The organism is Marivirga sp. (assembly GCF_051117495.1).
Classification (GTDB): Bacteria; Bacteroidota; Bacteroidia; order Cytophagales; family Cyclobacteriaceae; genus Marivirga.
The window spans coordinates 54,363-76,303 of the sequence record NZ_JBNPEF010000021.1; the positions used below are offsets into that span (position 1 = coordinate 54,363).

Sequence of the window (21,941 nt, forward strand, 5' to 3'; positions counted from 1 at the left end):
TGAAGATGTTTTGCAGGGATTTAAAGTCGAACTCAGGTTTTTAGATTAAATTAATCCTTCTTTGTAAGTTTTACTTAAATTATCATCATGGATTTCGGTCGGTGTGCCACCGACCGAGGTAGTTCCCATGGTTGGTGGCACACCAACCATTTAAGCCTGGGTTAAAAAGCTGGTTTAATTTGATAAAAATAAAAATATGACAAAGTATTGATTAGATGATTTTGAAATCAATTTTAAAAGCTGATTCCTGTCATACGACTTTAGCTTATTTTTTCTTTATCGTTATCATTAACAAAAAGGCTTAAAATCCCAGCGAGAAATAACGAAGCTCCTCCAATTATTAAAGCATAAATAGCATCATTATCAAAGAAATTCTTCAATATAAATCCTAAAATACCTGCCGCCACAATCTGTGGTATTACTATAAAGAAATTAAATACACCCATATAGTAGCCCATTTTATCAGAAGGTAATGCACTACTTAACATGGCATAAGGCACTGAAAGAATACTGGCCCAGGCTATACCAACTCCGATCATGCTTAACACTAATAAATCAGGATCATTGATATAAAATATAGAAATCAATCCTAGTGCACCACAAAATAAAGCGATTAAATGTGTGCCTTTTCTTCCGAAATATTTTGCTAATTGGGGCAATAAAAAGGCCGCAAGTGCTGCTACTCCATTATAAACCCCAAACATGATCCCCACCCAATTGGCTCCTTCATTGTAAAGGGCAGATTTAGTATCCGTGGTTCCATAAACATGTTCTGTTACGGCAGGAGTGGAATAAATCCACATGGCAAATAGCGCAAACCAAGAGAAAAATTGAACAAATGCCAGTTGTACCATGGTTTTGGGCATTTTAAATATTCCTATGAAAGATTCTGCCAATCCCGTAAATACACCTCTTTCGCTATTTTCCAATTTGAGTTTTTCGATATCCTCTGGTGGATACTCTTTTGAATTGAATACCGTCCACATGACAGCAGAAAAAAATGCTATACCTCCAATATAAAAAGACCATTTCACAGAATCAGGGATTTGATTGTCAGGGGCGGTATTGTCAAAACCTAGCCAATTGGTCAAAACATAGGGAAGGATGGAGGCTATCACAGCTCCAATACCGATGAAAAATGCCTGCATAGCAAACCCCTTGGTTCGCTGTTCATTGGGTAAAACATCTCCTACAAATGCCCTAAATGGCTCCATGCTGACATTTATAGAGCCATCCATTACCCACAACATGCCAGCGGCTATCCATAAACTAGGAGAATTGGGCATGATAAATAAGGCAATAGTGGCTAGAATAGCTCCAATAGCAAAGAAAGGCCTTCGCCTTCCCCATTTTGGAATCCAAGTTCTATCGGAATAATATCCAATGATGGGCTGAACTATTAGCCCTGTAACAGGTGCGGCTAACCATAGAATCGGCAAACTATCTTTTTCAGCTCCCAAAGTTTCAAATATTCGGCTGACATTGGCATTTTGAAGGGCAAAACCAAATTGAATACCTAAAAAACCAAAACTCATATTCCAAATTTCCCAAAAACTTAACTTAGGTTTTTCGGAGGCTATTGATATATTGTCCATTATTTATCTTTCAAACTGTTTTGAGTTAAAATCATATATGACCATGGGTCAAAGGTAAGTGGTTCTTGACTTTCAGAAAAGGTGACCGTTACTTCTCTATTATTAGCTTTCTGATAAGTCTTTCCCGTATAGTTTTTATCGATCACAAATGATTGGGTAGTATCTGATAAATTCATGATGACCAATACCTCATTGTCATCTTTTTTTCTGCTAAATGCTAAAATATCAGATGATTTTTGGTTTTTATTGATTTCTTGGAAATTTCCACCAAAAGCACCATTCCACAAAGCAGGATTATTTTTTTTCAGCCTCAATAATTGGCTGTAAAGATCTTCATAAGCTAGATTTGACCAGTCAATGGTATCTTTATCAAAAAAGGAAAGTCTTTTATTCAAGCCAGCTTCTTGTCCACTGTAGATCAAAGGCATTCCTGGAACTGTTGCGGTTAAGACAGCCAAGGCTTTATAGGCATCTCCCATTCTTTCAAATACAGTTCCAGCCCAGCTATTTTCATCATGATTAGATGTAAAATACATTCTAAAATCTGTTGAATCGAATCTCTCTTGATCTTTTTCTAAATAGGAAATAAATGAATCAGCATTGGCTTTTCCTTTAGCTATGTCATTTAATAAATGATGAAATTCCCAACCATAGGTCATATCAAAGCCGGCATCATGTATCTTAGGTTCTTCCCATTCTGCCAACATAAAAACATCTTTTGTGGCCTCTAAGCTATCTATTGCTTTCTCCCAAAAATCATTGGGAACCATTCCCGCCATATCACACCGAAAACCATCAATATCTGTTTCTGTAACCCACCATTTCATTTCATTGATCATGGCCTGATGCAAATCTTCATTTTCATAATTAAGATCTGCCACATCCGTCCAATCTGCTACTGGTGATTGCAAATTTCCTATTGAATCTAAATTATAATATTCGGGATGCTCATGAGACCAATGATGGTCATAAGCCGTATGATTGGCCACCCAGTCCAATAAAACAATCATTTCATTTTCATGAGCTTTGCTTACCAATTTCTTAAAATCCTTTAATTCCCCAAAATTGGGATTGATGGCAGTATAGTCTTTAATGGAATAATAACTTCCTAAGGGCTCTTTTCTATTTTTTTCACCTATCGGTTGCACCGGCATAATCCATAAAATATCGACTCCCATATTTTTTAATCTGTCTATATGAGGAATAAAAGCATTAATTGTTCCATCGGGAGTATATTGTCTGATATTGACCTCATAAATATTCATATCCTTGGCTTTTTCAGGATATGTAAGCATAATTTCCTCTTGAAGATCATCTTGAACGGATTCGCAAGCAAATAGAAATAGGGCAATTGCGATTAAAAAAATATTTTTCTGCATGTAAAATTAACTTATAAAATAAGGACTAATACTCAATATTAATTCTTCCATCTTCCAAATTGAAAATAGCATTAGGCAAATCATTTACCTTTAAGTTTATCCTTTCATTTTCAGGCAATGGATCGAAATTAGAAATTTGATCAACAAAATTGAAGTCTTCTTTTTCTAACGGTATGGTTTGTTGATTAATATGGATTTTACCATTTAATTTGCCTTCAAAACCATGAAAGAATACTTTAACTTTCTGGTATTGAGAATTATAATCTCCTTCTTTTGGATGTAGGATTACTTGTCTGCTTTCAGGTTTGAAATCAATCAGTCTTTTATAATATTCTCCACTCACATGATTGAATGATTCGCCATCATCTTCATAATATTCATATTTATTTTCTTCCTTGCCTCCGTAAATATGTAAATGAAGACAATCATTATGATTATTGCTTAAGTTTTCCAGTTTATCCTGCATGGGAATTATTGCGGAGGCTCTCACAAATACTGGCAATCTTTCAATTGGGCATTCCACAATTACTTCTTGATTGCCTCTATAAAAAGTGTCATCAAATAAATCATACCATTCACCTTCCGGAAAATAGACTTTTGCTAAATTGACTTTACTGGCTACGGGTGCGACCATTATGTCCGGTCCAAAGAAATACTGGTTTTCATAGAGCGAATTATAGATTTTGGCATCATGAGGGTGGTAAATAGCTAAACTCCTGGCTACCGGAATGCCTTTTTCATGTGCTTTATAAAAAGCAGAATAAATATAAGGCATCATTTTATATCTTAGATTGATATAATTTCTAGAAATTTCCTCAACTTCTTCCCCATAAGCCCAAGGTTCTGAATCTCTACTATTGATCATGCTGTGACCTCTGAAAAATGGAGCAAAAGCTCCAATGGATATCCAGCGGGCAAATAATTGGCTGTCGGCATCACCAGCAAAGCCTCCGATATCATAACCTGAAAATGCTACACCAGCCAAGCCAAGGCTGTTCACCAAACGAACTCCTAACAACATATGCTCATCATCCGCAACATTATCGCCAGTCCAAACGGCTGCGTATCTCTGAATACCTGAAAAACCGGCTCTTGTTAGATTAAATACTCTTTTATTGGGAGAATTTTGCTTAGCACCTTCGTAAGTACTTCTGGCCATTTGCATGCCATACACGTTTCGTGCTTTACGGGTAGAGGCTTTTTCTCCCTCATAATCGAATTCCATTAAATCAGGTAAATATTGCCCCCAGGTGGCAATTTCATTCATATCATTCCAAAGCCCCAGAATTCCTAAGTCGGTATAGGCTTTTAATTTATCTTGCCACCAATTTCTTACAGTTGGTTTGGTGAAATCAGGAAAATGGCACCATCCCGGCCAAACTTCTCCTTCGTAATATTCCCCGTCAGGATATTTGATAAAAACATCTTCTTTTTTTCCGGAATCATAGGCTTCATAGCCTTCTTCGATCTTAATACCAGGATCGCAAATGACTACTACCTTAAAGCCCATTTCCTCTAGCTTATCAATCATTTGCTTTGGATTAGGGAAATCTTTACCGTTCCAAGTAAAGATTTTATATTGCTCCATGTGGTGGATGTCCAATACAATGACATCAGCCGGAATTTCTTTTTCCCTGAAAAATTTCGCTATGCTTAATACTTCTTTGTCTGGCTTATAGCTATATCGGCATTGTTGGTAACCCAAACTCCAGATAGGTGGGAGTTCCATTCTGCCTGTTAGATCGGTATAGGAACTGATGATTTCCTCAATGTTCTCCTCGTGAATGAAATAATAAGCCATGTCTCCTTGGTCAGCAGAAAAGCTGGAGAACCTTCTGTTAGATGCACCAAAATTAAAATGGGTCTTATGGGAATTGTCTAAATAAATTCCATACGATAAATCGTTATGAATACCAATATAAAAAGGAGTGGTGCAATATAAAGGATCACTATCAGGAGGATAACCAAAATGGTCAGTATTCCAGTTTTGGTAGCCGGTTCCTTTCCTATCTAAGGGCCCGGTTTTTTCCCCTAAACCGATAAATCTTTCGCCTTCTTGTAATTTTTTATAGGTGGTTACTTGCTCGCCTAACCAGGAAGTGCCTAAGGCGTGATCATCCTCATTGATAATATTTCCTTTCACATCCTTGAAAATAACGGTGAAAGGATCTTTTTTAATTTCTAAAGTTAAAGCTTCGGTTTTAAGCTCTAAATGTCCGTTAGCATCAATGATTGAGAAATCAATCCCCACAGATTTGGAAATAACAGCATAAGAATGTTCATCAAATTGCTCTGTCCTGCTTAAATGAATTTTAAAAATCCCTTTTTGTACGACAGATATTCTAAAAAAGGCGTTTTCGGTTTTGCCTGAAATACCATAGGCATTTCGCTTATAGCTTTCAATCTTTCCGCAATGGAGGTTGAGGTTTGGTTTATTTATGGTTTGTGAACTAATCATCAATATTTCTTTTATAAGAATTGCTAAAGTATTGAATATTCAAATTTCCTGATATTCAATTAACTATTAAATCAGCGCAATCGTTTGCGGTTACGTTTGCAATTTAACTTTTTGTATTTATAATTTATTATTTATGGCTATTTTAGGATTGTGTCATGTCAAATCCAGTGATTATTAATTGAAAAGGATTTTCCTAGGTTTATTTTTTAAGGATAGGAAATCATTTATTTCTATTTTGAATTTTAAAATGGCAACTTTGCAATTAGAAATACTTTTAACAGTTATATTGTTTTTATCATTAATTACATGTCAAAAAGCTTATATCAAAAATTAACTTCAGATAAACCATTTTTCATTGTAGGACCATGCGTTATGGAAAGTATTGAGTTACTTCATACAGTAGCAAAGGAATTGGTCGATATTAAAAATGAATTAGGGGTTGAACTCATCTTTAAATCTTCCTTTGATAAGGCCAATAGAACCTCTGCATCTGCTAAAAGAGGTCCTGGGCTGGAAGAAGGAAAGGAATGGTTGCAAGAAATCAAATCCACTTACCATCTTCCGGTGACTACAGATGTGCATGAATCCTATCAGCCTGCATTATTGCAGGATGTGGTGGATATCATGCAAATTCCTGCATTTTTGTGCCGCCAGACTGATTTATTATTGGCAGCTGCCGAAACTGGGAAAATTGTCAATATCAAGAAAGCACAGTTTTTGTCAGGAGAAGATATGTTATATCCATGTCAGAAAGTATCACAAGCAGGAAATAATCAAATTTTATTGACTGAGCGTGGCAATATGTATGGATATAATAATTTAGTAGTAGATTTCAGAAATATTCCGGATATGTTGCAACATGGCTTTCCGGTTGTAATGGATTGCACGCACTCAGTACAAAGGCCAGGAGGAGCAGGTGGGAAAACCGGAGGAAATCGAGAATTTGTACCTAATATGGCTTTGGCGGCTAAGGCATTTGGTGCCAACGGATATTTTATAGAAACACATCCAAATCCTGAAGAAGCATGGAGTGATGGTCCTAACCAACTGTTTTTAAAAGATTTAAAAGATTTAATTAAAAAATTAACTTCATGAGTCGAATATTAGATTCAGCTAAAGAAACGATTGCCATAGAGGCCAAATCAGTGCAAGATCTAGCCGGTTTACTTACGGAAGATTTTGAGAAAGCTGTTGGTGCCATCATGGAAAGTAAAGGCAAGCTTATCGTTACAGGGATGGGTAAATCTGGTATTATTGGAAAAAAGATTGCCGCTACTTTTTCTAGCACAGGAACACCAAGTTATTTCCTTCATCCGGGAGAAGCCTATCATGGTGATCTGGGCTTGATACAGGATAATGACATAGTAATGGCCATTTCCAACTCAGGTGAAACAGATGAATTATTGAAAATCATTCCTTTTTTCTTAAGAAATGGCAATAAGGTAATAGGAGTAAGTGGCAATCCCGATTCAACTTTGGCTAAGAATACGCATTTTCATTTAAATGTAAGTGTGGAGCAAGAAGCTTGCCCACTTGATTTAGCACCTACATCATCCACTACTGCTACTTTGGTAATGGGAGATGCCTTGGCTGTTGCCTTAATGAGAGAACGGAATTTCAAACCGGAACATTTTGCATTATTCCATCCGGGAGGTTCTTTAGGAAGAAGGTTGTTGATGACAGTTAAGGATGTAATGCGTTCCACAGATTTGCCTGTGATTGACCCTCAAAGTGAAATGGAGGTTGTTATTCATACAATTTCGAATGGAAGACTGGGTCTTGCCATTATTGAGGAAAAAGGGAATTTGGTAGGAGTTATTACAGATGGTGATTTAAGAAGGGGGATGAAAAACCAAAGACAGTCCTTTATGGATATGAAAGCAAAAGATATTATGACCAGCTCCCCAAAATTTATTAACCAAGAAATGAAACTCAAAAAGGCTGAGGAATTGATGATGGAAAATAAAATCAATACGCTTTTGGTAGTTGAGAATCAAAAATGTATAGGGGTCTTACAGTTATACGATTTGTAAAACCTTTAAATAATATAGCTTTAAAAGGCATTAAGATAGAGTTTATATTTTTTTTGATGATTCCCTTACCACCAAATTGGTCTTCAATGAGATGGTTTCGGTCACGCTTTCCTCGTCTTCAGCTTTGTTTATTTGTTTCATTAGTAAACGCGTAGCCTCTTGTCCCATTTTAAAACCGGGCTGTGTTACGGATGATAAAGCTGGTTGAATTAGACTAGAAAACCGCCAATTGCTAAATCCTACAATGGCAATATCTTCCGGTATTTTAAGCTGTTTCTTTCGAATAGCCATCATTGCTCCATAGGCTGCTACATCATTATTGGCAAAAATGGCATCCGGTGGAAATCGATAATCCAAAATTTCATTGGTGATGGATTCTGCTTCTTCAAAAGTACCAAGTCCACATACTTTGATGAGATTATCATCTATCATATACCGGTTATCTGCCAATGCGGCCTTATACCCATTTAATCTATTTTTACTGATGGCTAAATTTTGCGGGCCAGCCAAGTGCGCTATCCTGTAACATCCTTGTTCAATGAGGTGAGTAGTGGCTTCATAAGCTCCTTGTTCATCATTTACTATCACTTTGCAGGCATTAAGCGAATCGATTATTCTGTCGAAAAACACAAGAGGAATATCATAATCCAATAAGCTTTGCAGATGATCGTAATTTTCTGTTTCTCTGGAAACCGACATGAGAATACCATCAACGCGAGAGTTAAATAAGGCTTTGGTATTCATCACTTCCCTTTCAAAGGACTCATTGGATTGCGTGATGATGACATGATATCCAGCATCATGGGCAATATCTTCAATGCCACTAATGACGGCAGAAAAGAAGAAATGCGCAATTTCGGGTATAATAACTCCCAAAGTATTGGTTTTGCTTTGTCTTAAGCTTAAAGCAACAGTATTGGGCTGATAATTAAGCTTTTTCGCTAGTTCATTTATTTCCTTTTTAGTATCATGACTGATATCAGGATGATCTTTTAAGGCACGAGAAACCGTAGAAGGGGAAACACCCAGTTCCTTTGCTATGTCTTTTATGGTGATGTTTGCTTTTTTCATTGAGTCATTATTTAATTTTTTGATTAAGCCCACTAATTTAAATACACGTTTTGCCCAAACCTGTCAGGTTTCTATAAATTTTAGTAGTGAAAATAATACTCCTTTCATCTTTTTTATTATCGACAAAACTGACAGGTTTAATATCAACCTTAATTTGGCCATTCTTAGCTTATTACATACCGTAAAAATCAAATAATAAATTGATAATCCACACTTAATCTCCAAAAGATTTTAAATCTCACAAACTTCATAAAATTTATTCGTTACCGCAAACGATTGCGCAACCGATTGCGGTAAAAAATATTGCTTTTAGCTGTTTTGAGGCTATTTCTTACGCTAAACTTGAAAAGTGGAAAATGGAGTTGCGCAACAAAATCAATGCGACTTTATGACCAGAAACTTAAGTAAACTTTAAAACAATTAAATTATGAAAAACTTAACAAAATTATGGAGCCTGGCATTGTTGCTGACCGCAGCTATGTTTATGGTCTCATGTGATGATGACGAACCTGTCATTGATGTAGATGAGGATGGCTTATCCGTTGCAGATGGCATTTATATCGCAACAGAAGGAGAAGACCCTGTCGCAACTATGCAATTAACACCAGAACAAGTGGAAGCAGAAGGCTTTGGTGCTCAGGAAAGAGAAGGCTTTGTTACAGGATACTTTTATTTATCTTCTGGTGATTATAATATCGTTCAGACGGTGGATCGTGAAGTATCAGCAACTTTCGGGGGTTCATTAGAAACTATTAATTATGGTTCTGAAGAAGAGCCATTGACTTACGATTTGATAGCAGATGCTACAGATGGTGGCGAAGCTTTTACAATAGAGGAGGGATTATATAAAATCGCTCATGATGAATTAACTAGTGAGATTTTAATATTTAAAATCAATTCTGTTGGATTAATTGGTGCGGCTACTCCTAATGGTGGCAGTGCTGATACTCCATTATCTGGCTCTGTTGATGAAAACGGAGGTACATGGACAGCTTCTGATATTATATTAAGAGCAGGTTGGTATAAATTTAGATTTAATACAACCTGGAATGTTGATAGAAGAGTAGATCCGGCTGCAGGTTTTGCCGCAGATAATGGTTATATGATGTTTACTAATTTTGGTGGTTCAATTGATAATTTAGCACCAGGAAATGTGGGCGGAAACTTTGAAATGAGTTCAGATAATGAAGGTGTTTATGACATCGAAGTTGCTTATGCAGTTGATGGTGGTTTTTCTTTTTCGCAGGAAAGAACAGGTGATGCACCAGAAATTACTTTTGACCCAGAAGAGTACAAGTGGGCTTTCGTTGGAAATGCTACTGCTGATAATTGGGGTGAATTTAATGACAGAAATTTAGTCTATAAAGGTGATGAAGGCGGTACTCATACATGGGTTGGTGCCGTAACTTTTGTGGCTGAAGGAGAATTTAAATTCAGAGCAAATGATGCTTGGGATGTTGATTTAGGCGGTTCTTTACCTGCAGACGGCTCTGAAGTATCTTTGACCCCAGCAGGTGCAAATATTCCTAGTCCAGGAGCCGGTGCCTACTATGTGGTAATTACTACTTCTGATGAAGGTGAAACTTGGAATGCATCTATGACTGATGCAGGTTGGGGAATTATTGGAGAAGGTTCTCCCGTAGGTAATTGGGATGCTGATCAGGATTTGACAGCTGACGGATTTGCTGATGGTGTTGCTACCTACTCAATTACAGGTGATTTTACAACTGGTGAGTGGAAATTCAGAGCAGGTGATGATTGGGCACTTAATATTGGTGGGAGCTTAGAAGAGCTTACTGTTGATGGTGGCAATTTAAGCTTGTCTGAAGCAGGTAACTATACTGTCACTCTTTCTTTTGATGGTAATAATTATTCTGCTACAGCAACCAAAAACTAATTATTTTATAAAAATAAGGGTTGTCTCTGGCAACCCTTATTTTAAATAATACCTACATGAAAAAATTATCACTTCTTCTTTTATTTATAACAACATTACACCTAGTAAATGCACAAACTCCCACCATCCAACCCGAATTCTTTGCTGCGGATGAGGAGATTACCATTACCTATAATGTAACAGGAACCGGCCTGTCCTCATTGGACGATGCCTATATTTGGATGTGGCTTCCTGATAAAGGTATAGACGCTCCTTCCAATATAAACCCTGCTGATTCTGATCCAGAAGCTACGAATCAAGCTAAATTTGAAAAGCTAAATGAAAACGGTCAAACCCTTTTCCGTATTTCTTTAACCCCAACGACATTTTTTGACCAAAGCGCTCAAGATATTACCCAAATAGGGATGCTTTTAAAGGGCAACGATTGGTCTGATGGTCAAACTGACGACTTTATAACCGAAATTAGCCAAGGCTTTTCGGTCAATATTGCTTCCCCAACGGGCAATTATGGCTTTTATGAAGCCAATGACATTATTAATATTGAATTATCGGCCTCTGAATCTGCAGATTTTCAATTTTTTGTGGATGGAAATGTGGAATATGAAGAATCAGACATTTCCGAATTCTCTTACGAGCATACTGTAATTGATGATGGTCAGGCTCACGACTTAATCATCAAAGCAGGAAATGGTACGGATGAAGAGTCATTTAACTATTCCTATATAGTGAATCCAGTGGTTGCCAATGAACCGCTTCCTGCTGGTTTACAAAATGGTATTAATTATAGAGAAGATGATACTTCTGTCCACCTTGTATTGACTGCTCCGACTAAAGAAAATGTATTTGTGATCGGCACTTTCAATGATTGGAGCCTTTCGGATGAGTTCCTTATGAAAAAAGACGGGGATCAATTTTGGATTGAAATTGCCAATTTAACACCAAGTCAAGAATATCAATTTCAATACTTAGTGGATGGTGAAATCACCATTGCTGACCCATATACTGAAAAAGTAGGCTCCGAATATGATGATCCTGAAATTATTAGGGATAACAGATACCCTGATCTAATGCCATATCCATCAGGAAAAACAGCTCATGCCGTGAGCTATATTCAAACTAATAAAGCGCAATTTCCTTGGACGGATGAAACCTTTGAAAGGCCTGTCAATGAGGATTTAGTGATATATGAATTATTGGTTCGTGATTTCACGGAATTAAGAACTTACGAGGCGGTAACCGAAAGATTGGATTATTTAGAAGAATTGGGCATCAATGCAATCCAATTTATGCCTGTAATGGAATTTGAGGGTAATTTGAGTTGGGGCTATAATCCTTATGCGATGTTGGCTTTAGATAAGTTTTACGGCACTGAATATGATTTTAAAACATTGGTGAATGAAGCTCATAATCGAGGTATGGCCATTATTTTGGACATAGCACTAAACCACCAATTCGGAAGAAATTCATTAGCTAGATTATATAATCAAGGTGATTACGGAAATCCAACTTCTCAAAATCCTTGGTTCAATACAAGTCCGAAACATGATTTTAATGTGGGATATGATATGAACCACGAAAGCCAATACACCCAAGATTATGTAGATAGGGTAGTGGCCTATTGGTTGGAAGAATATCATGTGGATGGTTATAGATATGATTTGTCTAAAGGCTTCACGCAAAAAAATACTTTAGGAAATGTAGGGGCTTGGAGTCAATATGATGCTTCTAGAATTACATTGTTAAAGAGATTGGCAGATTTCCAATGGTTCGTTGATCCTGATTCATACGTGATTTTGGAACACTTTGCCGAAAATTCAGAAGAAAGAGAATTAGCGGATTATGGCATGATGCTTTGGGGTAATGAAAACCACAATTTCAGAAACTTGGCAAAAGGAAATAGTGCCAATGTCAGTGGCCTAAGTTATCAGTCTAAAGGTTGGAATGAACCTCATATAGTGGGTTATATGGAAAGCCATGATGAAGAAAGAGTCGCATTGGATTTAAAAAATAGTTCAAGCCAAAACTTAGCATATCAAATGCAGAGATTAAAGCTGAATGCGGCATTGTTCTTTATGGTGCCAGGACCAAAAATGATCTGGCAATTTGGCGAGTTTGGCTATGATGAGGAATTGAACAATGACAGGCTGGGAGTGAAACCAACACGTTGGGAATATTTGGAAGATCCTGAGCGAAATAAGCTGTTTCAAGTTTACCAAAGCCTAATCAAATTGAAAACAAGAACTGATTATCTTAATAAGGATAATTTCCAATGGTCAGCTAGTGGAGACTTAAAATGGGCAAGATACAACAACAATGATGTAAAGATTGTGATGATGGGTAATTTCAGTAAAAGTACCCAGACTTTTGACCAACAAATCATTCAAGCAGGTACTTGGTACGACTATTTTTCTGGTAGAGAAATTGAAATTGCGAATGAAGTTTCTATTAATTTAATCTCTGGTGAATTTAGAATTTTAACCAGCGAGCCTATCGAAAATTATATTGCTGAAGAAGTTCAAGAGGACATCATTCTTGCCGATAAAAAATCACAATGGAATTCAAATGTAAAAGTATTTCCAAACCCTGTTCAAAATCAAATTTACCTGAAGTCAGAGAATCAAATTGATAATATTTTTATTACAGATTTAAGTGGAAAAGCCATTCCAATACAAATGGAAGAAATTGGTAATCGATTTTTAATTGATTTGTCCCATTTGGAATCAGGAATCTATTTGGTCAATTACCAAGAGCAGAATATTCAAAGACAACAAAAAATCATAAAGTTTTAATTTTTTAAATAAATCATAATATGGATCAAAATTATACATACTCACAAAGTGGAGCTCCAAGAAGGGATAGGTTACCTATCTTTAAAGGGATGCTAACAGCTTTCCTTGTGTTTTTTATTTCATTGCAATTGCATGCTCAGGAAAGGACAGTTTCGGGAACGGTTACCGATGCCAAAACGGGAGAATCTCTACCCGGAACGAGTGTTAAAATTAAAGGTACCTCAAAAGGAACAACTACTTCTTTGGAGGGTGAATATAAACTTGAAGTAGAGTCCACAGATATCTTGGTTTTTTCTTTTATTGGATATAAAAAGCAGGAGTTTGAAGTAGGTGCTCGATCTGTAATTGATGTTCAAATGCAGGAAGATATTTCCCAATTGGGAGAGGTAGTGGTTGTAGGTTATGGCCAACAGGAAGAAAAAGATGTAACGGGTGTGGTCAGTACGGTAAAGGAGGAATCTTTTAATCGGGGGCAAATAGCCAGTCCCGAGCGCCTAATAACCGGTAAAATTGCTGGGGTTGATGTTACGCCTGGCAATACGCGAGCCGGTGGTGGAGGAATCACCATTAGGGGCGTTGGCTCAATAAATGCGCAAGCTCAGCCATTAATAGTGGTGGATGGTGTTCCAATTAACAATGATGGTAGCTCAGGAACAAGAAACGCCAACAACTTTATCAATCCCGCTGATATCGAGAGTGTAACAGTTTTAAAAGATGCTTCTGCTACTGCGATCTACGGTTCAAGAGGTGCGGCAGGTGTTATTTTATATACAACCAAATCAGGTAAAAAAGGTCAAAACACGGTTACTTATGACGGATCTTTCATTTTTTCAGAAGTACTAAGAGAACCAGATTTTTTAAGTACGCAGAATTTCAGAAATGCAATTCGTCAATTTAGTCCTCAAAATGAAGGTAGGTTAGGCGATCAGGATACAGATTGGTTTAATGAGGTGACTAGAAGTACTTTAAGTCAAAACCATAATTTGTCTTTTTCTGGCGCCACAGAAAAAATAAATTACTTGGTTTCTGTTAATCACATGGATAATAAAGAAGTTATAAGAGGGGATAGAAATCAAGTGACTCGTTTAAGTATGAGATTGAAAACCACTGTTCTGAATGATCATTTGGATATTACTTTTAATACCAAAAATGCTTTGACCAACGATCAATATAAACCTAATGTAGTGGGCGGTGCAGTCTCATTTGATCCAACTAAACCCGTTTATGATCCAGAAGCGGAAGAATTTGGTGGTTATTATGAATGGAATGTTTCTTCCATTGATCCGATCAACCCTGTTTCTATAATTGAGCAAACACAAAGTATTGGTGAAAATAGAAGATCATTTAACTCCATTAATTTTGACCTTAAAATTCCGGGTGTTGAAGGTTTAACTTGGAGCGCTACGGGTTCTTATGATTTAAGAAACGGACAGAATAAAGTTTTTGAACCCTTTACCTTAAGAAATGACAATAGAGATGGTTATATGCAAAGATCAACCAATAATGCATACACCACCACTTTATTTACAACATTGAATTATAATAAGTCTTTTGGCGAGCACAGTATCGATGTATTGGGAGGTTATGAGTTTCAAGAGGTATTTAGAGAAACTACAGGTTATGAAGGGATTAATTTAACTGATGATAGTAAAGGTTTTAACGATCCGACAGTAATTCCAAGGGAATTTATTGATTTGTATAGAGCAATTCCAATTACGAATCAATTGCAATCTTATTTTGGGCGACTGAACTATTCTTATGAAGATAAATATTTATTAACGGTAACTGGCCGAATGGATGGTTCTACTCGCTTTGGTTTTGGAAATAAATATGGGTTCTTTCCATCCGCAGCCTTAGGTTGGAGAATTATTGAGGAAGATTTTTTCCAAGGTTTAACTGGTGCTTTTAATGATTTAAAATTAAGAGTAGGCTGGGGGCAAACTGGAAACCAGAATATTGGCGATTATCTGTATGATAAATTTTATTTTTTGAGCGATGCCAGCGCTACTTACCAATTTGGTGATGAATACATACAATTATTGAGACCTACTGCCGTAGATCCTAATATTCAATGGGAAAGATTGATATCTACTAATATTGGTATTGACTTTTCAGTAATGAATGGAAGGCTTTCGGGTACTTTGGATGTATATGACAAGACAACCGATCAATTATTATTTAATGTACCAGTAGCCGCTGCTACCAATGTGGGGGATAGAGTTACCACCAACATTGGAGAAATGAATAATAAAGGCGTAGAATTGGGATTGAATTTTATTGCAATCGACAATGAAAAATTTGGTTGGGATCTGGGATATAATTTTACATACAATCAAAATAAAATAGTAAAGCTTAATAATGAAATTGATGAAGATAGCCCGGGAATTCAAGTAGGCGGTATTTCAGGTGATATTGGAAGAACTATACAAGTTTTACAGGTTGGTCAGCCTATTTCTACTTTCTATTCTTATAATCATTTATATGATGATGCTGGTAAACCATTAGTAGGAGGAACCAATATTATTTATGAAGACATTAATGGAGACGGAATTATTAATGAAAATGATTTACAGACTCAGGGTGTGGCCATACATCCGATCTTAACTAACCTGAGCTCTAATTTCAGATATGGAAATTTTGATCTTGCCCTTACCCTCAGAGCTAAATTAGGAGGTCAGACATACAATAACACCGCATCGGCCAATGGTTGGTACGGAAGGCTTACAGAAGCACAGATATTAAATAATGTGCATGAATCGGTAATTGAAACTGGTTTTCAGAATAGGCAATTACTTTCAAACTACTATATAGAAAACAGTAATTTCTTAAAATTGGATAACCTTTCAATAGGATATAATTTCAATCAAATACAAGATTTTAGGTTGAGACTATATGGTACAGTTCAAAATATGTTACCTATTTCAGGATATAGTGGTTTGGATCCAGAAGTTCAAATTGATAATAATATTTATCCTCCTTCAACTGCATTTATTTTCGGTATAAACGCAAAATTTTAAATCAAAGAAAATGAAGAAATTTATATATATAATTCTAGCAGGTTTTATCCTTTCATGTACTGATTTGGATTTAAGGCCAGAGTTTGGTGAAACTGCCAATATAGCCTTTCAAGATGTTAAAAACCTGGAAAGGTATATGGCTAAGATCTATGCGGCTTATAGTTTGACAGGTCAACAAGGGCCTGCGGGTGACGCAGACTTAGCTTTAGTGAATGATGAAGGATTCACATCCTATATCAGAGCCTATTGGAAAGCACAGGAATTAACTACTGATGAGGCGGTGATTGCCTGGCAAGATGCTGGTATTCAAGATTTGAATACACATTCCTGGTCATCTGACAATCAATTTGTAAGAGTGTTGTATTACCGATTGTTCCTTATTATCTCTTACAGCAATGATTTCTTGGAGCAGAGCACCAATGATTTGTTAACGGATTATGGTTATGATGAACAAAAAAGAGCGCTTGCTCAAGAATATAGAAGCGAAGTTCGGTTTTTGAGGGCCTTAGCTTATTGGCATGCATTGGATTTGTTTAGAAATATACCTATTGTAACGCAAATTACAACTGATTTTCCCATTCAAGATAGTCCTGAGGAGGTCTTTAATTTTATTGCAGAGGAATTAAATGCCATTGAAAATGAATTACCTGATCCTCAACAAAATGAATATGGCAGAGCAGATAAAGCCGCTCTTTGGATGTTGCAAGCAAAATTATATCTGAATGGAGAGGTTTATACAGGTAATGATTATTATGCCGAAGCAGTTGCAGCATTGGAAAAAGTATTAAATGGACCTTATTCAATTGAGAGTGATTATCAATTGAACTTCCGAGCTGATAACCATACCAGCAATGAATTGATTTTCACGCTCCCTTCTGATGGTATTCAGACACAAGGTTATGGAAGCACAACATTCCTAATCAACGGTTCAATGGGCGGTAACATGGTATCTTCTGATTACGGAACTAGTGGAGCCTGGGCAGGATTAAGAACCACCAAAAATTTGGTTCAATTATTTCCTGATGAAACGGGTGATATTGATAATAGGGCTATATTTTTTACTGATGGTCAGTCATTGGAAATAGCTGATTTAACTGTTTTTAATGAAGGTTATGCAGTTCCTAAATATACCAATTTAACAACTGATGGCGAGCAAGGAAGCAATAATGAATTTGCAGATACTGACTATCCGATGTTTAGATTGGCAGATGCTTATTTAATGTATGCTGAGGCAGTTTTGAGAGGTGGAGGCGGAAGCGAAGCCACTGCATTAAGCTACATCAATGAATTAAGAGCAAGAGCCTATGGTGATAATTCAGGCAATATTACCGCTGGAGAGTTGACTTTGGATTTCATCTTGGATGAAAGAGCAAGAGAGCTTTACTGGGAAGGACATAGAAGAGCCGATTTAATTCGATTTGGGCTTTACACAGGTGGAGAATATACTTGGCCTTGGAAAGGAAATAATATTGATGGTACTTCAATAAGCGATCATTTAGAAATATTCCCTATTCCAGCTACTGATTTGGCTGCTAACCCTGAATTGGATCAGAATGATGGGTATTAATTAAAAATTTTCTTCTTCATAATACAACCATAAAACGAAAACACAGGGGGCTTTGCTCCCTGTTTTTTTTCTGCTGACTTATTAAATATTACCTTCTATATGCAGTAAATTATCATCTTGGATTTACAGACCATCAAATCAATAACATTAAAGTGGCTTTCCCTTTTATATTTCTTCCATTATTGGCATTTTTGGGTTCTCAAAGAAAATTAACTCACTAAAACATAAAAACATGGCTAAACCAGGAGTATTATCCGGAGAAGAGATGATGAATTTACTTCATCACGCAAAAGACAATAAATATGCAATGCCTGCTGTAAATGTAATTGGAAACAATTCCATCAATGCAGTGCTTGAAACGGCAAGAGATGTAAATTCTCCTGTTTTCATTCAATTTTCGAATGGAGGAGCGGCATTTAATGCAGGAAAAGGACTTTCAAATGAAAATCAAAAAGCAGCCATTGCGGGCGCTGTAGCGGGAGCTCATCATGTACATTTCATGTCAAAAGAATATGGTGTACCAGTGATTTTACATACTGACCACTGTGCTAAGAAATTATTGCCGTGGATCGATGGATTATTGGAAGCAGGTAAAGAGTTTTACAAAACGCATGGAAAGCCATTGTTCAGCTCTCACATGATCGATCTTTCTGAAGAACCTTTGGAAGAGAACATCGAAATTTGTAAAAAATACTTGAAGCCGATGGCTGAAATGGGTATGCACCTTGAAATCGAATTAGGTATTACAGGTGGTGAAGAAGATGGTGTGGATAATACAGGCGTGGATAGCAGCAGATTGTACACACAGCCAGAGGAAGTTGCTTATGCATACGAGCAATTGAAAGAAGTAAGTGATAACTTCACTATTGCAGCTTCATTTGGTAATGTCCACGGTGTTTATAAGCCAGGAAACGTAGAATTGCGTCCTGATATCTTGAAAAATTCTCAAGATCATATCCAAAAGAAACATAATACTGGGGATAAGCCTGTATTATTTGTATTCCACGGTGGTTCTGGTTCTGAGCCAGAAAAAATCGAAGAAGCAATTGGTTATGGCGCAATAAAAATGAACATTGATACCGATATGCAGTGGTCATTCTGGAATGGCGTTAGAAATTATTATAACGACAATCAAGATAGATTGCAACAGCAAATCGGAACTTCTGATGATCCAGATGCACCAAACAAAAAATTCTATGATCCAAGAGCTTGGTTAAGAAAAGGAGAGGAAAGCATGATCGTAAGATTGAAGCAAGCTTTCAAAGAATTGAATTGCTTGAATAAATTGGCGTAATTGACAGAATCTAGAAACAAGAATCAAGATTGAAGAGCACAGGTGAATAGCCTGTGCTTTTTTTGTTGAAGTCAATCTCTCAATATTAATCAGTAGGATTTTTTTGGTGTTTTATAAAACCGAAGACCCCAATTTCATCATCCTTAATACGGTAAACTACAGTATAACCTTTATATATTAAATCTCTAATATTTTCATCTTCAAAATATATAGATTGTCTGTGTTTATAAGGAAACGCTTTTATTTTCTTTATTTCCTTTAATAATTGGTTTTTAAAGTTCTTGGCGCGGTTGGGAGAATCTTCAGCGATAAAATCAACTTGATTAGCGAGCCGATTCAGAAAAGTGTCTTTAAATACTATTTTCATGCTTGGAGATAACTTTATCTAATTCATCTTCAAGTTCTTCAAGTGAATAGAATACGGCTTTTCCATTATCAATTTCATTAAGCTCACGCTGTAAATAGGCTTTATCCTTTAGAAAATTTTCATCCTCAGAAATAATTTCAATATCAGTTTTATTGAATTTTTTTAAAAGCCATACCAGTTTTTCATAAACTTTATCATTTACTCTAAGTCTAATAGTTTGCATAATTAATTATTTTTGACTTTATCAAAGATACAATTTTTACTAGATTTTTTTATTACCAGAATCGAATAAAAGCTATTTTTACATAAATAGAAATTTTCAAAATTCATTTTTTAAATTATCATTTCATGAAGCTCACTAATACGATTTTATATATAACTTTTATATTTATCATTAATGCCTGTAATCCTCAAGAAATGAAAGAAAATGAGAGTAAATCAATTGCTGACTTTCCTAATGGGGTGGCTTATGAAATTTTTATTCAATCTTGGGCAGATGGAAATGGTGATGGAATAGGAGATTTTAAGGGAGCTACTCAAAAATTGGATTATCTGGAAGAGTTAGGGATTTCAGCAGTTTGGTTGATGCCCATTATGCCTTCTCCAAGCTATCATAAATATGATGTAACCGATTATAAAGCCATTCATCCCGATTATGGAACAATGGAAGATTTTAAAACCTTTCTTGCAGAGGCACATAAAAGAAATATCAAAGTAGTGATTGATATGATCATCAATCATACTGCTTCGGATCATCCTTGGTTTCAGGAAGCAAAAAAAGGAAAGGATAATCCTTTTAGAGATTATTATGTGTGGGCTGATCGTGATAGCATAGCCGATCAAATTGCCAAAAAGGAAGTCACGCAAGATTCAGATAATATTACCCAATGGCATTCTGTAGATAATAAAAAGGAGGAAGAGCACTATTACGGATTCTTTTGGGGTGGAATGCCTGATTTGAATTTCGATAATCCAAAGGTGAGACAAGAAATATATGATATCGGTAAATTTTGGTTGGAAGATATAGGTGTGGATGGATTTCGTTTGGATGCAGCCAAACATATTTTTCCGGATGATAGATTAAAAGATTCCTATGAATTCTGGCAGGAATACAGAGATGAAATGCGAAAAATTAAGCCAGATGTTTATTTGGTAGGAGAGGTTTGGGCATCATCTGAAATTGTGAAGGAATTTGCAAAAGGCTTACCTGCACTTTTCAATTTTGATTTGGCCGGGAGCATTCAACAATCGGTTATACAAGGACAAAATGTAGCATCTACCATTGAAGGACCAAAATGGGTGAACCTTGCAAATGAAGATTTGATTAGCAGATTGATTAAGCAAAGAGAAGTATTTCAATCCGCTACGGATGATTATCAAGATGCTATTTTCTTAAGTAATCATGATCAAAACCGTGTAATGAGTAATTTCAAAGGGGATATGAAAAAAGCTAAAATGGCGGCTTCGATTTTATTAACACTTCCCGGAACACCTTATATTTATTATGGAGAAGAAATTGGAATGTTGGGCAAAAAGCCTGACCCCAATATCAGAGAGCCTTTTTTATGGTCAGATGCTGAAAGTGATAGTTTGAGAACGACTTGGATGGATCCTAAATTTACTTTAGATAAGACAGTAAATTCTTTAAGCCGGCAAATGGGGAATTCTAGTTCTTTATTTAATCATTATAAAAAATGGATTCAGTTGCGAAATCACAATGAAATCCTGACTAAAGGAGGAATTGAGCAATTTGATAATCAAAATAAAAATCTATTGGCATTTACTCGGGTTTTAGAAGAGGAAAAACTGCATGTTATCCATAATCTATCATCCAAAGCACAAGCTTTAAAAGTTACTCCCAAAGAGTTTGTTTTTGGTGAGGAGAATCTGGAGAATGGAAATCTAAAAGGGAATTCTTTAATTATTTTCAAATGAATAAATTCCAACTTAAGATAAAACCAGTAGCGGGAGATTTTGACGCAATGGGACACATTAATAATGTTGTTTATTTGCAGTGGGTGCAAGATGTAGCCGAAGCACATTGGAAGCATATTTCAGGTCAAGATGACGATAAAATTAATCTTTGGGTGGCGCTGAGGCATGAAATTGATTACAAAAAGGAAATTAGGCCTAATGAACCCATAATTGCAGAAACTTGGGTGAATTCCATGGAAGGGGTGAAATCGGAAAGAATGACCAGAATTTTCAATCCTGAAACTCATCAAACCAAAGCGGAAGCTCGCACCTTTTGGTGTTTGTTGGATGCCAAAAGTAAAAGACCAAAGAGGATTTCTGAGGATATGAAATTCAGATACAAAGCCTACTAACCTCCAAAGAAATGTCATTAATTTAAGGGAATTTCCTTAACGAGATTTTCGCTACAGCGAAAAACCTTTTGTTTTCTTTTGTTACTTTTGTGGTAGTAATGTGCAACTGTTAATAGCAAAAGCAAACATTACTCTTTACCACAAAAG

Annotated in this window: 15 protein-coding genes; 9 read left to right on the forward strand and 6 right to left on the reverse strand. The window is 36.2% G+C overall.

Going from position 1 to position 21,941, the window contains the following annotated elements; translation table 11 throughout:
* Positions 1-260: 260 nt before the first annotated feature.
* The 3 genes from ACFE0M_RS11620 to ACFE0M_RS11630 are packed head-to-tail and all read right to left on the reverse strand — an operon-like array spanning position 261 to position 5,432.
* Positions 261-1,595, reverse strand: a complete 1,335-nt coding sequence (locus ACFE0M_RS11620) for an MFS transporter (protein WP_434545932.1) — start codon at positions 1,593-1,595, stop codon at positions 261-263.
* Positions 1,595-2,974 carry an alpha-amylase family glycosyl hydrolase gene (locus ACFE0M_RS11625; protein WP_434545933.1) on the reverse strand — a complete coding sequence of 460 codons (1,380 nt, stop codon included), beginning with the start codon at positions 2,972-2,974 and terminating at the stop codon, positions 1,595-1,597. Before ACFE0M_RS11625 ends, ACFE0M_RS11620 begins: the two co-directional genes overlap by 1 nt.
* A 25-nt stretch (positions 2,975-2,999) precedes the next feature.
* Positions 3,000-5,432 (reverse strand): glycoside hydrolase family 31 protein, encoded by a 2,433-nt coding sequence (locus ACFE0M_RS11630; protein ID WP_434545934.1) that lies wholly within the window; start codon positions 5,430-5,432, stop codon positions 3,000-3,002.
* Between the two features lie 306 nt (positions 5,433-5,738).
* Here ACFE0M_RS11630 and kdsA point away from each other — a divergent pair, with 306 nt between their 5' ends.
* On the forward strand, positions 5,739-6,527 hold the full coding sequence (gene kdsA, locus ACFE0M_RS11635) for a 3-deoxy-8-phosphooctulonate synthase (protein ID WP_434545935.1): 789 nt from the start codon (positions 5,739-5,741) through the stop codon (positions 6,525-6,527).
* Complete coding sequence (locus ACFE0M_RS11640; protein ID WP_434545936.1) at positions 6,524-7,465, forward strand: KpsF/GutQ family sugar-phosphate isomerase; 942 nt, start codon at positions 6,524-6,526, stop codon at positions 7,463-7,465. Before kdsA ends, ACFE0M_RS11640 begins: the two co-directional genes overlap by 4 nt.
* Before the next feature lie 42 nt (positions 7,466-7,507).
* On the opposite strand, the gene ACFE0M_RS11645 is transcribed toward ACFE0M_RS11640, so the two are convergent.
* On the reverse strand, positions 7,508-8,536 hold the full coding sequence (locus tag ACFE0M_RS11645; RefSeq protein ID WP_434545937.1) for a LacI family DNA-binding transcriptional regulator: 1,029 nt from the start codon (positions 8,534-8,536) through the stop codon (positions 7,508-7,510).
* A gap of 427 nt (positions 8,537-8,963) precedes the next feature.
* Between ACFE0M_RS11645 and ACFE0M_RS11650 the strand changes: the two genes are divergently transcribed.
* The 5 genes from ACFE0M_RS11650 to fbaA all read left to right on the forward strand — a co-directional run bounded on the left by ACFE0M_RS11650 (position 8,964) and on the right by fbaA (position 19,100).
* Positions 8,964-10,433, forward strand: a complete 1,470-nt coding sequence (locus ACFE0M_RS11650) for a SusF/SusE family outer membrane protein (protein ID WP_434545938.1) — start codon at positions 8,964-8,966, stop codon at positions 10,431-10,433.
* A 56-nt stretch (positions 10,434-10,489) separates the two neighbouring features.
* Positions 10,490-13,222, forward strand: coding sequence for an alpha-amylase family glycosyl hydrolase (locus ACFE0M_RS11655; protein ID WP_434545939.1), 2,733 nt, complete (start codon positions 10,490-10,492; stop codon positions 13,220-13,222).
* A 20-nt stretch (positions 13,223-13,242) separates the two neighbouring features.
* Entirely contained in the window at positions 13,243-16,239 is a 2,997-nt protein-coding gene (locus ACFE0M_RS11660; protein WP_434545940.1) for a SusC/RagA family TonB-linked outer membrane protein, read from the forward strand.
* 10 nt (positions 16,240-16,249) lie between these two features.
* Positions 16,250-17,806, forward strand: a complete 1,557-nt coding sequence (locus ACFE0M_RS11665) for a RagB/SusD family nutrient uptake outer membrane protein (protein ID WP_434545941.1) — start codon at positions 16,250-16,252, stop codon at positions 17,804-17,806.
* A gap of 232 nt (positions 17,807-18,038) precedes the next feature.
* A complete protein-coding gene (fbaA, locus tag ACFE0M_RS11670; RefSeq protein ID WP_434545942.1) occupies positions 18,039-19,100 on the forward strand; it encodes a class II fructose-bisphosphate aldolase in 1,062 nt (353 codons plus the stop codon).
* Between the two features lie 85 nt (positions 19,101-19,185).
* Here the strand turns inward: fbaA and ACFE0M_RS11675 are convergent, their stop codons facing one another.
* A complete protein-coding gene (locus tag ACFE0M_RS11675) occupies positions 19,186-19,467 on the reverse strand; it encodes a type II toxin-antitoxin system RelE/ParE family toxin (RefSeq protein ID WP_434545943.1) in 282 nt (93 codons plus the stop codon).
* Positions 19,451-19,690 carry a tRNA pseudouridine synthase A gene (locus tag ACFE0M_RS11680; protein ID WP_434545944.1) on the reverse strand — a complete coding sequence of 80 codons (240 nt, stop codon included), beginning with the start codon at positions 19,688-19,690 and terminating at the stop codon, positions 19,451-19,453. The genes ACFE0M_RS11675 and ACFE0M_RS11680 overlap by 17 nt, the downstream gene beginning before the upstream one ends.
* A gap of 125 nt (positions 19,691-19,815) precedes the next feature.
* Here ACFE0M_RS11680 and ACFE0M_RS11685 point away from each other — a divergent pair, with 125 nt between their 5' ends.
* Complete coding sequence (locus ACFE0M_RS11685; RefSeq protein WP_434545945.1) at positions 19,816-21,402, forward strand: alpha-amylase family glycosyl hydrolase; 1,587 nt, start codon at positions 19,816-19,818, stop codon at positions 21,400-21,402.
* Positions 21,399-21,794 carry an acyl-CoA thioesterase gene (locus tag ACFE0M_RS11690; RefSeq protein WP_434545946.1) on the forward strand — a complete coding sequence of 132 codons (396 nt, stop codon included), beginning with the start codon at positions 21,399-21,401 and terminating at the stop codon, positions 21,792-21,794. The genes ACFE0M_RS11685 and ACFE0M_RS11690 overlap by 4 nt, the downstream gene beginning before the upstream one ends.
* Positions 21,795-21,941: the final 147 nt, after the last annotated feature.